Source organism: Kribbella sp. NBC_01510 (assembly GCF_045040325.1).
In the GTDB taxonomy this organism is placed as follows: domain Bacteria; phylum Actinomycetota; class Actinomycetes; order Propionibacteriales; family Kribbellaceae; genus Kribbella.
This window is the reverse complement of the sequence record NZ_CP109418.1, coordinates 4,128,359-4,142,616: the sequence shown is the minus strand read 5'-3', so window position 1 is coordinate 4,142,616 and position 14,258 is coordinate 4,128,359. Positions and strand designations below refer to the sequence as shown.

General features: G+C 68.9%; 15 protein-coding genes and 1 tRNA gene. 9 read left to right on the top strand and 7 right to left on the bottom strand.

Annotated elements, in window-relative coordinates; all coding sequences use genetic code 11:
- Window positions 1-69 precede the first annotated feature (69 nt).
- On the bottom strand, window positions 70-1,170 hold the full coding sequence (gene dapC, locus OG558_RS20670; RefSeq protein ID WP_405072189.1) for a succinyldiaminopimelate transaminase: 1,101 nt from the start codon (window positions 1,168-1,170) through the stop codon (window positions 70-72).
- A gap of 91 nt (window positions 1,171-1,261) precedes the next feature.
- Here dapC and OG558_RS20665 point away from each other — a divergent pair, with 91 nt between their 5' ends.
- On the top strand, window positions 1,262-2,338 hold the full coding sequence (locus OG558_RS20665) for an FAD-dependent oxidoreductase (protein WP_405071710.1): 1,077 nt from the start codon (window positions 1,262-1,264) through the stop codon (window positions 2,336-2,338).
- The gene (locus tag OG558_RS20660) at window positions 2,325-3,443 is read left to right on the top strand and encodes an amidohydrolase family protein (protein WP_405071709.1); all 1,119 of its coding nucleotides are present in this window, start codon (window positions 2,325-2,327) and stop codon (window positions 3,441-3,443) included. Before OG558_RS20665 ends, OG558_RS20660 begins: the two co-directional genes overlap by 14 nt.
- Here OG558_RS20660 and OG558_RS20655 read toward each other — a convergent pair.
- From OG558_RS20655 to OG558_RS20645, 3 genes are all read right to left on the bottom strand, one after another.
- Window positions 3,440-3,733, bottom strand: a complete 294-nt coding sequence (locus tag OG558_RS20655; RefSeq protein WP_199237081.1) for a co-chaperone GroES — start codon at window positions 3,731-3,733, stop codon at window positions 3,440-3,442. The two genes, OG558_RS20660 and OG558_RS20655, sit on opposite strands and share 4 nt — an antisense overlap.
- A 41-nt stretch (window positions 3,734-3,774) precedes the next feature.
- Window positions 3,775-4,047 (bottom strand): DUF3618 domain-containing protein, encoded by a 273-nt coding sequence (locus OG558_RS20650; RefSeq protein ID WP_329474549.1) that lies wholly within the window; start codon window positions 4,045-4,047, stop codon window positions 3,775-3,777.
- A gap of 77 nt (window positions 4,048-4,124) precedes the next feature.
- Window positions 4,125-5,168 carry a glucose 1-dehydrogenase gene (locus OG558_RS20645; protein WP_405071708.1) on the bottom strand — a complete coding sequence of 348 codons (1,044 nt, stop codon included), beginning with the start codon at window positions 5,166-5,168 and terminating at the stop codon, window positions 4,125-4,127.
- A 68-nt stretch (window positions 5,169-5,236) separates the two neighbouring features.
- On the opposite strand from OG558_RS20645, the gene bcp reads away from it, so the two are divergent.
- From bcp to OG558_RS20630, 3 genes are all read left to right on the top strand, one after another.
- Entirely contained in the window at window positions 5,237-5,704 is a 468-nt protein-coding gene (bcp, locus tag OG558_RS20640; RefSeq protein WP_329474547.1) for a thioredoxin-dependent thiol peroxidase, read from the top strand.
- 338 nt (window positions 5,705-6,042) lie between these two features.
- Window positions 6,043-7,683 (top strand): substrate-binding and VWA domain-containing protein, encoded by a 1,641-nt coding sequence (locus OG558_RS20635; RefSeq protein ID WP_405071707.1) that lies wholly within the window; start codon window positions 6,043-6,045, stop codon window positions 7,681-7,683.
- A 50-nt stretch (window positions 7,684-7,733) separates the two neighbouring features.
- A tRNA-Leu gene (locus OG558_RS20630) sits at window positions 7,734-7,814 on the top strand.
- Window positions 7,815-7,967: 153 nt separating this feature from the next.
- On the opposite strand, the gene OG558_RS20625 is transcribed toward OG558_RS20630, so the two are convergent.
- Complete coding sequence (locus OG558_RS20625; RefSeq protein WP_405071706.1) at window positions 7,968-9,140, bottom strand: Gfo/Idh/MocA family protein; 1,173 nt, start codon at window positions 9,138-9,140, stop codon at window positions 7,968-7,970.
- 170 nt (window positions 9,141-9,310) lie between these two features.
- Between OG558_RS20625 and OG558_RS20620 the strand changes: the two genes are divergently transcribed.
- From OG558_RS20620 to OG558_RS20605, 4 genes are read left to right on the top strand one after another with little or no spacing between them, the layout of a single operon-like run.
- Window positions 9,311-10,165 carry an SGNH/GDSL hydrolase family protein gene (locus tag OG558_RS20620; RefSeq protein ID WP_405071705.1) on the top strand — a complete coding sequence of 285 codons (855 nt, stop codon included), beginning with the start codon at window positions 9,311-9,313 and terminating at the stop codon, window positions 10,163-10,165.
- 10 nt (window positions 10,166-10,175) lie between these two features.
- On the top strand, window positions 10,176-10,892 hold the full coding sequence (gene rph, locus OG558_RS20615) for a ribonuclease PH (RefSeq protein WP_329474543.1): 717 nt from the start codon (window positions 10,176-10,178) through the stop codon (window positions 10,890-10,892).
- Complete coding sequence (gene rdgB / locus OG558_RS20610) at window positions 10,889-11,494, top strand: RdgB/HAM1 family non-canonical purine NTP pyrophosphatase (protein ID WP_405071704.1); 606 nt, start codon at window positions 10,889-10,891, stop codon at window positions 11,492-11,494. The genes rph and rdgB overlap by 4 nt, the downstream gene beginning before the upstream one ends.
- 3 nt (window positions 11,495-11,497) lie before the next feature.
- A complete protein-coding gene (locus OG558_RS20605; protein WP_405071703.1) occupies window positions 11,498-12,085 on the top strand; it encodes a hypothetical protein in 588 nt (195 codons plus the stop codon).
- A 3-nt stretch (window positions 12,086-12,088) separates the two neighbouring features.
- Here OG558_RS20605 and OG558_RS20600 read toward each other — a convergent pair whose 3' ends face one another.
- Complete coding sequence (locus OG558_RS20600) at window positions 12,089-12,691, bottom strand: TetR family transcriptional regulator (RefSeq protein ID WP_405071702.1); 603 nt, start codon at window positions 12,689-12,691, stop codon at window positions 12,089-12,091.
- Window positions 12,688-14,217, bottom strand: coding sequence for a DHA2 family efflux MFS transporter permease subunit (locus tag OG558_RS20595; protein ID WP_405071701.1), 1,530 nt, complete (start codon window positions 14,215-14,217; stop codon window positions 12,688-12,690). The genes OG558_RS20600 and OG558_RS20595 overlap by 4 nt, the downstream gene beginning before the upstream one ends.
- Window positions 14,218-14,258 lie beyond the last annotated feature (41 nt).

Sequence of the window (14,258 nt, the reverse complement as noted above, 5' to 3'; positions counted from 1 at the left end):
CCTTGGGTTCACCTACCCACATAAGAGGCAGTCACACAAGAAGACGTCACACCCACCGGGGAAGTTCTGTCACTCGTGCAGTCTTTTCACCGCTGCATCGATGCGCTCGTCGGTGCCGGTGAGGGCAACGCGGATGTAGCGGGCGCCCGCGGTCCCGTAGAAGCCTCCGGGGGCCACGAGGATTCCGAGGTCGGCCAGAGCCCCCACCGAGCCATAGGCGTCGTACGACGGATGCGAGGCCCACAAGTAAAGACCGCCGTTGGAGAGGGTGATGTCCCAGCCGGCGTCGGTCAGTGCTTCGCGGAGGACCGAGCGGCGGCGCAGGTAGCGAGCGCGCTGTTCCTCGACATGTACGTCGTCCGCAAAGGCAGCTGCCATCGCGGCCTGGATCGGCGACGGCACCATCAGACCGGCGTGCTTGCGTACGGCGAGCAGCTCGGCAACAACCGTGGTGTCGCCGGCAACAAACCCACCCCGGTACCCAGCGAGGTTGGACCGCTTGGACAGCGAGTGCACCGCGAGCAGGTTGTCGAAGCTGCCGCCGCACACGTCCGGATGCAGCACGGACACCGGCCGCTCGTCCCAGCCGAACTCGGTGTAGCACTCGTCGCTGACCAGCAATACGTCGTTCGCCCGCGCCCACTCGACCGCGCGACGCAGGTCGTCGGCCGAGGTGATCTCACCGGACGGGTTGCGCGGGGAGTTCAGGTAGGCCACCCGGACTCGGCCGTCGTACGTCGTCGGGTCCGCAACGGGCACGCTGTGAGCGCGAGCCAGCGCCGCACCGGCCTCGTACGTCGGGTACGCCAGGTCCGGGATGAGGACCGTGTCACCGGCGCCGATGCCGAGCAGCGTCGGCAGCAGCATGATCAGCTCCTTGGTGCCGATCACGGGCAGTACCCCGGTCTCCGGGTCCACTCCGGTGACGTCGAGACGCCGGGCCATCCAGTCCACGGCCGCCTGCCGGGCGGACGCCGTACCGAGGGTGGTCGGGTACGACGGGGCGTCGGCCGCGTCGGCCAGGGCCTTCTTCACCAGGTCCGGCACCGGGTCCACCGGACTGCCGATGGACAGATCGACGATGCCGTCGGGATGCTCGGCCGCCTTCTGCTTGTAGGGGGCGAGCTTGTCCCACGGGAAATCGGGCAACCGGCTGGAGGTCTCGAAGATCACCCCGACATTCTCCCTCGCCCGCCATCCGCCCTGACGGCGGGCGCCCACACCGCGAGAATGGGTCAGAATCGGACCGAAGGGGTGAGCGATGACGTACGACGTGGCTGTGGTGGGAGCCGGCGCGATGGGGTCGGCCGCGGCTCGTGCACTGGCGGCGGCCGGGCGTGAGGTCGTCGTACTGGAGCAGTACCCGCTCGGGCACGACCGTGGCGGATCACACGGTGGCACGCGCCTCTTCCGCCCTGCCGCGGACAACGCGGAGGTCGCGCGGCTGACCGAGCAGGCGCGACCGCTGTGGCGCGAGCTGGAGGCGGACTCGGGCGAGACGCTCTTCGAGGTGACCGGTGGGATCGACCATGGTGTGGACGACGCGACGGTCGAGGCGTTCCGGTCGTTGCATGCGTCAACCGGCGAGGTCCTCACGCCGGCAGCGGCGGCGGAGCGCTGGTCAGGGTTCCGGTTCGAAACACCGGTGCTGTATCAGCCTGGTTCGGGACGGTTGTACGCCGATCGCACCGTCACGGCACTGCAGTCGGTGGCGTCACGGCTGGGCGCCGAGTTCCGAGCGCAGTCGCCGGTGCGGGCGCTGCGGGTCCACGACGAGCTGGTGGAGCTCGACGTACCGGGTGGTGCGGTGCGGGCGCGGCAGGTCGTGGTGACGGCTGGGTCGTGGGCTCCGAAGCTGCTGAATGGGCTGGTGCCGTTGCCGGCGTTCACTGTGACGCAGGAGCAGCCGCGGTTCTTCGCACCGGTGTCGGACAACCTGGACTGGCCGAGCTTCGTGCACTCCGGTCCTTTCAGCTACGGGCTGTACGAGCCAGGCTCTGGTGTGAAGGTCGGATTGCACGCCACTGGTCCAGTAGTCGATCCGGACACCCGTGACTTCGCAGTGGAGCCGGAGCGGGATGCCGAGCTGCTGCGGTACGTCGAGGACTGGTTCCCCGGTCTGGATGCGGGGAAGTCCACGGCGATCAGCTGTCTGTACGACAACACACCGTCGGACAACTTCGTCATCGACCGGGCCGGCCCCATCACGGTCGCGGTCGGGTTCTGCGGTCAGGGCTTCAAGTTCGTGCCGCTGATCGGCGCGTTCGTCCGCGATCTGGTGCTCGGCGAGGACACGGTCCCGTCGCGGTTCCGGTTGGCCGGCCATGCTGCTCGCTGACCACCTGGCGAACCTGCCGTTGGTGGACCACCACGTGCACGGCGTGGCGAAGGGTCCGCTCGACCGGGCGGGTTTCGAGCAGCTGATCACCGAGTCGGACCGTCCGGTCCCGGCGTGGATGTCGACGTTCGATTCCCAACTGGGCTTCGCAATCCGTCAGCACTGCGCTCCGCTGCTCGGACTCGCTCCCCACGCGTCGGCCGACGACTATCTGGCCGCACGCGCACAGCACGACGAGGCCTCACTGAGCCGGCTCTTCCTCAGCGCAGCCGGCGTGAGCGACTACCTGGTCGACACCGGCTACCTCGGCGACGCTGTGACCGGTGTGGACGAACTGGCCAAGCTGAGCGGGGCTCGCACGCACGAGGTGGTCCGGCTGGAGTCAGAGCTCGAGTACGTCGCCGCACACGAGTCCACCGTGGCCGCCGTACCGGATGCGCTGGCGCGACGGCTGGAAGAGCGGACTGCCGATGCGGTCGGGCTGAAGAGCATCGTGGCCTACCGCCATGGCTTCGACTTTGATCCAGCCGAGCCCACTGCTGCAGAAGTCGCCACCGCTTTGGAGCGCTGGTACGCCGATGGGCCGGCACGAGTCAGCGACCCGGTGCTCCTCCGCTGGCTGCTCTGGACCGGCGCACGCCGCGGTCTGCCGCTACAACTGCACGTCGGCTTCGGTGACCCGGACCTGAACCTGCACAAGACCACTCCGCTGCTCCTGACCGAGTGGCTCCGCCTGGTCGAGCCACTCGGCACACAGGTCGTGCTGCTGCACTGCTATCCGTTCCACCGCCAGGCGGGCTACCTCGCGCATGCCTTCCCGCACGTGAGCTTCGACCTCGGCCTCACCACCATGTACGTCGGAGCCCGCGCGGCCGCCGTACTCGCGGAGGGGCTGGAGCTGGCGCCGTACGCCAAGCTGCTCTATTCCTCCGACGCGTGGGGTCCGGCCGAGCTGCACTTCCTCGGAGCCACGCTGTGGCGGCGCGCGGTGGCGTCTGTGCTCGGCGGCTTCGTCGACCAAGGCGACTGGTCCGCCGAGGACGCCGTACGGGTTGCCGCGCTGTGGGGCCGGGACAACGCCCGGCGGCTCTACCAGCTGGACTAGAGGTAAAGGCCGGTCTGGCCGTCCTCGAGGCGGCCGGCCGCGACGGCGTGCAGGTCACGCTCGCGGAGCAGGATGTAGTCGTCGCCGCGGACCTCGACCTCGGCCCGGTCCTCCGGGTCGAACAGGACCCGGTCGTCGACCTCGACGGTACGAACGTTGGCACCGATCGCGACCACCTTCGCCCAGGCGAGCCGGCGGCCCATCTGCGCGGTGGCCGGGATCAGGATGCCGGCCGACGACTTGCGCTCACCTTCGGCCTCGAGCGAGACCAGCACCCGATCGTGCAGCATCCGGATCGGCAGCTTGTCGTCGGAGAGCCGCTTGCGAGAAGTCACCGGCGACCCACCAGCCGGCGGATCAGCAGCAGGACGGCGAGCACGCCGACCGCGGCGCCGCCGACCGCGACGATCTTCTGGGTGCGCAGCCGGCCGCTCTCGTCGAACACCTGGGCCTTGGCCTGCTCGACCTGCCGCAGGGCGACATTCTTCGGGTTCGCGCGGTCGACCAGCTCGTCCACGGTCGAGGCCAAGCGCGCCCGGGTGGCGGCGATGTCCGCCTCGATCTGCTCGGCGGTCCGAGCCTTGGTGGCCTTCGTGTCCGACACTTGTCGGCGCTCCCTTCTTTCGTCCGGGCCTGCCCCGGGATGGCCGGGGCTGCCCTGCGTAGTCCCATCCTCGCAGGTCATCCCCGCAAGTCCACGACCACCTTGATGTCGTCCGGCTCACGGACCAGCGCCGACGGCCAGTCCGACAGCGGCACGGTCCGCGTGATCAGCCGCTCGAGCCAGCACCGGTCGGCCGCGACCAGCACGTCCACGGCGTCCGCGTAGTGGCGCTTGGCCGCATTCACCGACCCCACCAGCGCCGCGTTGCGAACCACCAGCTGCCGGACGAGCGCATCGAGTTGTACGTCGATCGACGCCGGACCGGGCGCGATCCCGGTCAGGCACATGACCCCGGCCCACCCGAGCAGCTTCGCGCAGTCGAACACGACCCGCCCTGCCCCGGTCGCCTCGATCACCACGTCGGGTACGACGGTCAGGTCGTCCAGGTCGGTCAGATACGTCCCACCGAGTGCCCGCACCAACTCCGGTTTCGGCCCGTCCACGACCCGGTCCAGGACATGTACGTCGTACCCGCGTTGCGTTGCGATCAGAGCGGCCAGCAACCCGATCGGTCCGGCGCCCGTGACGAGCACGTGCTTCGGCCCGAACCACGACCGCGCGCCGACCTGGTCCACCTGCTCCCACGCCTTGGTGAGGATGCTGGCCGGCTCCACGAGTACGCCGAGGTGCCCGAGCTCACTGGGGACGGGTACGGCGAAGTACGGGTCCACGCGCCAGCGTTCAGCGCCGTACCCGTCCATCTCCTTGATGCCGCGCTCGGTGTACAAGCCGTTGCGGCAGAAGTCCCACTCGCCGCGCGCACAGGCCGGACAGGGCTCCGGATCGGGCCTGCGGACCACACCGGCGACCAGGTCTCCCGCGTTGAAGCCGGAGCCCTCCGGTGCCTCCAGCACTCGCCCCAGCGACTCGTGGCCGATGACGAGGTGATCGGAGCCCGGCCTACCGCTGCCGAACGCTCCGGACACCAGTTCGATGTCGGTCCCGCAGATGCCGGTGAACAGCCCCTCCACGAGGACCGCTCCATCACCGGCGGGCGGCTCCCCTACTGCTCCCACCCTGGCCGAGTCGGCTTTCCCCGGCGTGACTGTCATGGCCCGCATGCGCTCAGGCTAGCGGGGGCTCCGCACGTACCATTGCGGCAGTTGATCCGATCCCCGTGGAGGGCCTGATGTCCGAACGTCTGTCGGCCGGCGACACCGCACCCGACTTCACCCTTCCCGATGCCGACGGCAACGAGGTGGCGCTGAAGGATCTGCGCGGGAAGAACGTGATCGTCTACTTCTACCCGGCCGCGATGACGCCGGGCTGCACCAAGCAGGCCTGCGACTTCCGCGACTCGCTCGACTCGCTGCAGGCCGCCGGGTACGCCGTCCTCGGGATCTCCCCGGACAAGCCGGCCAAGCTGGCCAAGTTCCGCGAGCGGGACGGCGTCACGTTCCCGCTGCTGAGCGACCCGGACAAGGACGTCCTGACCGCGTACGGCGCCTTCGGCGAGAAGACCATGTACGGCAAGAAGGTCACCGGCGTGATCCGGTCCACCTTCGTCGTGGACCCCGAGGGCAAGATCGCGCTGGCGCAGTACAACGTGAAGGCCACCGGGCACGTCGCCAAGCTCCGCAAGGACCTCGGCCTCTGAGCCAGATCGCGAAAAGACAACCTTGTCAGGACCTGCCGCAGAGGGAAACCTCCGACCGTTTCATGCGGCTGGTCCATGGAACGGGCGTTTGAGAGAAAGTCTTGATGTGATTTGGATCACACCAAGATCTCACCGGATCGGAGTGGAAGAACTACCGTCGGTGATTTTTCCAGCGTTCCTGTGAAAGAGCGGTACTCCCTGGACCACCCGCGTCCAGCGACGGGTGTGTCAAGAACCGTTGCAACCTTCGCCGTGACCAGCAGAAACCGGGTAATCTGCGCGCGCAGTCAGCCTCTGGGAGGGAGGGACCTGCCGCGATGGGAAAACATTCCTCTGCGGTGACGCGAAGTAACAACAACCGCCGTTCGGTGTACATCACCGCGGTCGGGCTACTGGTGCTGTCGTTGGGCGCCGTGTTTGTGGTTCGCTCCTTCGGATCCGAGTCGGGAGCCGACGGTTTCCTCGGCGGCAGCAAGTCGTGTAACGACCCGACGCAGATCCAGTTGAGCACCACGCCCGAGATGCAGTCCTCACTCGAAGCAGCGGCCAAGTCGCTGGCGAGCAAGGGCGGTCAGGACGGTACTCCGTGTCTGCAGTTCACCATCACCGCGGCTCCCTCGGCGAAGGTCGCCCAGGACGTCGCCAAGGGCAGCGACAACCGGCCCGACCTGTGGGTCCCGGACTCCTCACTGTGGGTCGCCCAGGCCGATGACGGGGACAGCATCCCGAAGATCGTCGTACCGTCGATCGCGACCTCCCCGCTGGTGCTGGTCGGGCGGAACTCGAACTTCGCCGACACCTCGTCCTGGCTGCGCAGCCTCGGCACGGCCGGCGTCGAGCCGGCCCTGCTGGACCCGCTGAACACCTCCACCGGCGCGCTCACGCTGCTCGCGATCCAGTCGGAGCGGCAGAAGACCTCGGCGTCCGACACCGCGGTGAGCGGGCTGATCGTGCCGCTGGCGCAGCGCCTCGGTTCGATGGCCAAGCCGTACACCGACGTCAACTCGCTGTTCGGCCGCGCCGCGGCCGACGGCAGCCAGGTCGTCGTACCGGCGTCGGAGCAGAGCTTCGTGAAGTACCAGGAGGGGCACCCCGACGCGCAGCTCAAGGCGGTCGTACCGGCCACCGGCACGCTGTACCTGGACTACCCGATCGCGGTCACGGCGAAGTCCGACACCGACCAGGCCACCTCGGCCGCCAACGCGCTGGCCGGTGAGATGCTCTCCGACGCCTACGGGCAGGCCCGCGACGACGCCGGCTTCCGCGACGGGTCGATGAGCGCGCTCAGCGGCGGCCGTGGCGTCGGCGACGCGAGTCAGCTGAGCAAGCCGACCGCCGAGGCGGTCGACAAGACGCTGCTGAACTGGACCCGGCTCTCCCTGTCCACCCACTCGCTCGCGGTGATCGACATCTCCGGCTCGATGGGCGACAAGGTCGGCGGCAAGACCCGGATGCAGCTGACCATCGAGGCGGCCACCGGCGGCCTGGCCCTGTTCCCGAACAGCGCGTCGCTCGGCCTGTGGACGTTCTCGACCAGGATCGGCACGGACGGCAGCAGCGACTACAAGGAACTGGTCCCGATCGCCCCACTGTCGGACCGGCAGCGGCAGAAGATCGTCGCCCAGCTGAAGATCCAGAAGCCGGTCCCGAACGGCGGCACCGGTCTGTACGACACCGCCATCGCGGCAGTCCGCGCGGTCCGGAACCAGTACGTCTCCACCGCGGTCAACTCGATCCTGCTGTTCACCGACGGCAAGAACGACGACCCGGGCAGCCCGACGCTGCAGGAGACCGTGAAGACGCTCGAAGGCATGAAGGACCCCTCCAAGCCGATCCGCATCATCGCCCTCGGCATGGGGCCTGACGCCAACCCGGACGAGCTCCGCACCCTGGCCGCGGCCACCGGCGGCCAGTCCTACGTCGCTCGCAACCCCAGCGACCTCCGCCAGGTGTTCATCGACGCCCTGCAAAGCCGCTGAACGGAGCCGCCTCCCCTAGGATGTCTGTCCGAGGGGAGGCGGCTCCCCCGGCCAGAGTGGTGGAACGGCAGACACGCCGGCTTTAGGTGCCGGTGCCCCCGGGCGTGCGGGTTCAAATCCCGCCTCTGGCACATACTCCGAGCTCCCACAGTGGGGAAATGAGAGAGGCCCCCGACACAGGGGGCCTCTCGCTGCAAGCACGTGCGCCTACGCCGCTAGAGTCCTCCGCATCGAGGGCTCAGCATTCGCACTGCGGCGTACCAGGTCACGACCGGGATGCTACCTCACCGCACTTGGCCGTTGTCGAAGTAGTTGATCAGGGTGGGGTCGAGTGGCGGGATGTCCATCGGGGTCCCGTTCGAGCGCAGCGACATCGTTGCCGCGTACCCGGCCGCGACCGCGGCCCGGGCGGCGACCGGGGACGTGAGCGTCGTCCCGCCGTCGCGGACGAACCGGACGAACTCGGCCACCAGGTGCGGGTCGGCGCCGCCGTGGTGGTCGGACTCGCCGGAGATCTCGACCACCTGGTCGGCATCCTCGCGGTACCCGGACCGGCGGCTGTTCCAGACCTTCACCACGCCGCCGGCGGTGTCGCCGAAGTTCTCCAGCCGGCCGTGGGTGCCGATCACGGTGTAGTTGCGCCAGTAGTCCGGCGTGTAGTGGCACTGCTCGTAGGTCATCAGTACGCCGTTGTCCAGCAGGAGATTCGCCGTCGAGAGGTCCTCGACGTCCATCACCGGAGCCAGACCCTTCTGCTCCAGCGGCGGCCAGTTGGACTCGGACACGAAGTCCTTGAACCGCTCCCCCGACCGGTCGAGCCGGTCCTCGATCCCGCCGTACAGGGTGAGCGCGCCCATCGCGTTCACCCGGGTCGTGTAGCCGCCGGCCAGCCAGTGCATCACATCGATGTCATGGGCACCTTTCTGCAGCAGCAGTCCGGTGGTGCGACTGCGATCGGCGTGCCAGTCCTTGAAGTAGAAGTCGCCGCCGTGGCCGACGAAGTGCCGGCACCAGATCGCCTTCACGTCGCCGATCGCGCCGGCCTGGATCAGCTCGCGCATGGTCAGGACGACGGGCATGTGCCGCATGTTGTGCCCGACGTACAGCCGCGCACCGGAGTCGTACGCCGCCTGCAGCACCCGGTCACACCCCTCCGTGGTGATCGCCAGGGGCTTCTCCACGAAGACCGGGACGCCGGCCCGCAGGAAGTCGATCGCCGGCTGCTCGTGCAGGTCGTCCGGCGTGGTCAGGAAGACCCCGTCGAGCTTCTGGTCGAGCAGTTCGGCGTGGTCGCCGTACGCGGTCGCATCCGGGTAGCGCTCGAGGGCCAGGTCCCGCTGGGCCGCGACCGGGTCGCAGACGGCGACGATCGCGGAGCCCTCGCCGGGCTTGTGGGCGTACTGCGCGAGGCGGCTGCGGGCACCGAGACCCACCAGACCAAACCGAAGATCACTCATCAGCTAGCAACTCCTGCACATAGTTGTTTGTAACAGCCTAACTCCGAGCATTTCTGCCACTCAATGGTGATCTTGCCCTCGAGCCTGGTCCCCAATGCTCGGTTGGTGTTGACATGACGGCAACCTCGGTCTCACCGGGAACTCGCTCCGTGCCGACACCATGGCGGAATGTGAGCCTCCACTACGTGGCACTGGGGGACTCGACCACCGTGGGTGTCGGGGACCCGATGAACGGCAGTACGACCGACCTCTCCGGTGCCGGCGCGCGCCCGGGCGAAGGGTGGCGGGGCTGGGCCTCGCTGCTCGCCGACTCCCTGGCCAGCTCCCACCGTGTGACGTTCTCCAACTTCGCGACCAGCGGCGCCACCGTCCCTGCTGTGGCGACCGACCAACTGCCCGAGGCTGTGTCCACCGGTCCGATCGACATCGCCTCGCTCATCGTCGGGGTCAATGACACCCTGCGATCCACCTTCGACGCGGGCCGGATCCGCGACTGCCTGTACCTGTGCGCCGAGGAACTGACCGCCCGCGGCGCGCTGCTGCTCACCGTCCGGTTCCACGACCACGGCCAGGTGTTCGGCCTGCCGGTGTGGCTGCGCCGGCCATTGTGGCAGCGGATCGAGCAGGTCAACTTCGCGTACGACGACCTGCACGCGAAGTTCGGCGGGATCCGGCTGGACATGGCCGACTACCCGGAGGTGTACCGCCGGGACTTCTGGAGCATCGACCGACTGCACCCGGGCGAACGCGGCCACCGCACACTGGCCCGGGCGTTCGCCGACGAACTCGCCCGGCGTGGGCTGCAGATCGACGTACCCCCGGAGCTGGACTGTGCGTACCGGCCGCCGAGCCGGTGGGCGGACGCGTTGTGGCTGGTCCGGGAAGGCGTCCCGTGGCTCGGTCGGCGCGCCCACGACCTGGTGCCGTGGGCGGCCCGGATGGCCGTGACCCAGTTCCATCCGTCCCCCGGCCCGCTGGCGCTTCCGCCGTCCACCGGTTCGGAGGTGCGGCGCCTGGAGGCATAGGGTCTGCAGCATGGCGCGTATCGATGGACGTAGTGCGGATCAGCTCCGGCCCGTGACCCTGACCCGGAAGTGGCTCGACCACGCCGAGGGCTCGGTGCTGGTCGAGTTCGGGCGGACCCGGGTGCTGTGCGCTGCGAGTGTGACCGAGGGCGTGCCGCGGTGGCGTAAGGGCTCCGGGCTCGGCTGGGTCAGCGCGGAGTACGCGATGCTGCCGCGGGCGACCAACACCCGCTCGGATCGCGAGTCGGTGAAGGGCAGGATCGGCGGCCGGACGCACGAGATCTCCCGGCTGATCGGCCGCTCTTTGCGTGCCGTGATCGACTACAAGGCACTTGGCGAGAACACGATCCTGCTCGACTGCGACGTACTGCAGGCCGACGGTGGCACGCGGACCGCGGCGATCACCGGCGCGTACGTCGCCCTCGCGGACGCGGTGTCGTTCCTGCGCGAGCGCAAGCTGCTGAAGAGCGAGCCGCTGACCGGCACGGTGTCCGCGGTCTCGGTCGGCATCATCGACGGCGCCCCGATGCTCGACCTCTGCTACGAGGAGGACGTCCGGGCCGAGACGGACATGAACCTGGTCATCACCGGCGAGGGCAAGTTCATCGAGGTGCAGGGCACGGCCGAGGGCGCGCCGTTCGACCGCGCCGAGCTGGACAGCCTGCTCGAGCTCGGTACGGCGGGATGCGCGGAGCTGGCGAAGCTGCAGCAGGAAGCGCTGTCGTGACCAAGGTCCTGCTCGCCTCGAACAACAAGAAGAAACTCGAGGAACTGCGGCGGATCCTGACCCCGATCGTGCCCGGGATCGAGGTGCTCGGGCTGGGCGACGTCGCGCCGTACGACGAACCCGCCGAGACCGAGCCGACGTTCGAGGGCAACGCTTTGCTGAAGGCGCATGCGGCGCTCGCGGCGACCGGTCTGCCGTCGATCGCCGACGACAGCGGCATCTGTGTCGACGCGCTGAACGGGATGCCCGGCGTACTCTCTGCGCGCTGGTCCGGACCGGCCAAGGACAACCACGCGAACAACCTGCTGCTGCTCGGCCAGCTGGAGGACGTGCCGGACGAGCGGCGTGGTGCGTCGTTCATCGCCGCGGTCGCGTTCGTCCGGCCCGACAGTTCCGACGAACTGGTGCTCGGCGAGATGCGCGGCTCGGTGATCCGCGAGCTGCGCGGCACCGGCGGTTTCGGGTACGACGTCCTGTTCCAGGCGGAGGGGTACGACCGGACCACCGCGGAGCTGTCGATCGAGGAGAAGGACGCGATCAGCCACCGGGGCAAGGCGCTGCGGGCGCTCGCCCCGATCGTCGCGAAGGCGCTGGGAGGCTAGACGATGTTGTTCGCCGGATCGGATCGCGACGGGGTCGCGAACGGGAAGATCACCGTCGCGTACCGGCGGTGGGCCGAGGCCCGCGTGGTCGAGGGGCGGATCTACCGCACCAACGCCGGCCGGATCGAGATCGACAGCGTCCGCCAGGTGAACCCGGAACTGATCGCCGACACCGACGCCGAGGTCGAGGCCGCGGACCGCCGCAACGCCAAGGACGTCCGGCGCCGCCTCCGTGGCGAGGAGTCGCATCCGACCTTCCTGATCAGGTTCCACCTGGTCGAGGGCCCGGACCCGCGCGAGGAGTTGGCTGCCCAGGCCGACCTCTCCGCCGACGACCTCGCGGAGCTGACCGCCCGCCTGACCCGCTTCGACGAAGGCCACCAGGGCCCCTGGACGACCGAGACCCTCCGCCTGATCCAGTCCAAGCCCGCCACCCGCGCCGCCGACCTCGCCGCCTCCCTCAACCGCGAAACGGCCCCCTTCAAACTCGACGTCCGCAAACTCAAGAACCTAGGCCTCACCTACAGCCTCGAAACCGGCTACGAACTCACACCCCGCGGCACGGCGTACCTCGAAACTCTGACCTCCTGACGGTCAGCTGGTTTCCAGGGGGAGGCCGGCGGCTAGGTGGGTGAAGGCTTTGTCGATGGTCGAGAGGTACTCCTGCATTGGCGAGTCAGCGGCTTCTTGGTAGGTGGCCATGACGACGCCGATGACAGCGCCGGCCCAGGCTCTGATGGCGAAGTCGTCGGGCGAACGGCCGGTGCGTTCGGCGGCGAGGGCGGCCAGGAGGTCGATGCCGGCGTAGAGCTGGTCGAGCATCCGGACGCGGAGTTCGGGGGCGTTCATGACCAGGCGCTGGCGTTCGGATTCCAGCTCCCACTCGTCCTCGGACAGCGTGACCATGCTCTTCCGGATGGCCGCGCGGAGAGCGTCGGTCGGACCCAGCTCCGCCGGCGCGGACCGGAACAGCTCGATCATCAGCGGGTCGAGCCGGTCGAGGACGACCGTGTCCTCCTTGGTCGCGAAGTACCGGAAGAACGTCGCCGGTGAAACCTCCGCCGCGGCCGCGATCTCCTGCACGGTCGTCTCTGCGTACCCCTGGTCGCGGAACAGCCGGAGCGCGTGCTCCTGGATGGCCGCCCGGGTCTTGGCCTTCTTGCGTTCGCGCAGCCCGGGCGGCTTTTCCATCGTCATACCCCGATTGTGGCAACTTCCGCCGGCTCCGGCGCCCCAACCCCGGTACGGCGTGGCAGGAAGGCCACAGCGAGCACCAGCCCGAGGGCAGCGACCGCGCAGCACGTCCACAGGGTGGCGTTCATCCCGTGCACGAAGGCCTCGCGGGCCGACGTCGCCAATGTGGGCGAGTTGGTGTGCGCCGCGATCGCCACCGCACCGGAGGCGCTGTCGCGGGCCGCGTCGGCGACCGCGGGCGGCAGGCCGGTCACGTCGAGCCGGTCCCGGTACGCCGAGTTGAGGACGGTACCGAGGATCGCGACACCGATCGTGCCGCCGACCTGACGCAGGGCCTGGATCAGCCCTGAACCGGATCCACTCCGCTCCACGGTCAGGGCGCCGAGCGCCAGGTCCATCACTGGCGGCAAGGTGAACCCGATACTCAAGCCGACCAGACTCACCCAGATCGCCGTGTAGCCGTAGCCGGTGCCGACGCCGGTGAACGTGCCCAGCGCCAGACCGGCCAGCATCAGCACGAATCCGGCCGCAACGGTCACCCGCGGCCCGGCCTTCATGTTGAGCCGCTCGGCCACCTTGGCTCCGACCAGCAGCCCACCGATGATCGGCAGCAGCCGCAATCCGGTGTGCAGCGCATCAGCGGCCTGCACGGCCTGGAAGAGCTGCGGCAGCACGAACAGCAGCCCCATCAACGCGAACGACGCGAGGGTCGCGAGCACTGTGCCCCACAGGAACGGGCGCGACGCGAACAACCCGAGATCCACCAACGGATCCCGCGTCCGCCGCTGCCAGGCCACGAACACCGCCAGTAGGATCGCACCACCCGCGATGCACCCGAGCGTCACCGCATCACCCCAGCCACGCTCGCCGGCCGCGACGAATCCGTACGTCACGGACACCAGCCCCGCCGCGGACAGCAGGATCCCCGGTACGTCGATCCGCCCGGTCCGGTGACCGCGCGTCGCCGGGATCAGCAAAGCGACCGCCACCAGGCCGACGGCGACGAGCGGCACGTTGATCAGGAAGACGGATCCCCACCGGTAGTTGTCCAGCAACCAGCCCCCGAGCACCGGTCCGAGCGGAATGCCGAGCGAGTTCGCCATCACCCAGATCGTCATCGCGCGGGCGCGCTCCCCTGGCGCGAACAGCACGTTGAGCAGCGACATCGAGAGCGGGATCAGGAACGCCGCCCCGACACCGAGCAAAGCACGGAACGCGATCAGCTGTCCCGGCGACGACGCGAACGCACAGGCCGCCGACGCGCCTCCGAATACCACCAGCGCCCCAAGCAGCAACCACTTCTGCCCGAACCGGTCGCCGAGCAGCCCGGCCGGCAGCAGGAGCGCCGCGAGCACGAGGGTGTAGGCGTTCGCGAACCACTGCAGCTGGCTGGTCGACGCTTGGAGCTCGGTCGCCAGCGTCGGCAGCGCGACGTTCAGCACGGTCAGATCCAGCCCGACGACGAGCAGGCTGACCGACATCGCACCCAGCGCCCACCAACGGCGCGGATCGAGCGTGACTGCGGTCATGACAAACACCTTTCTGAGATTAGCTCTAAATTGAGAGTAGA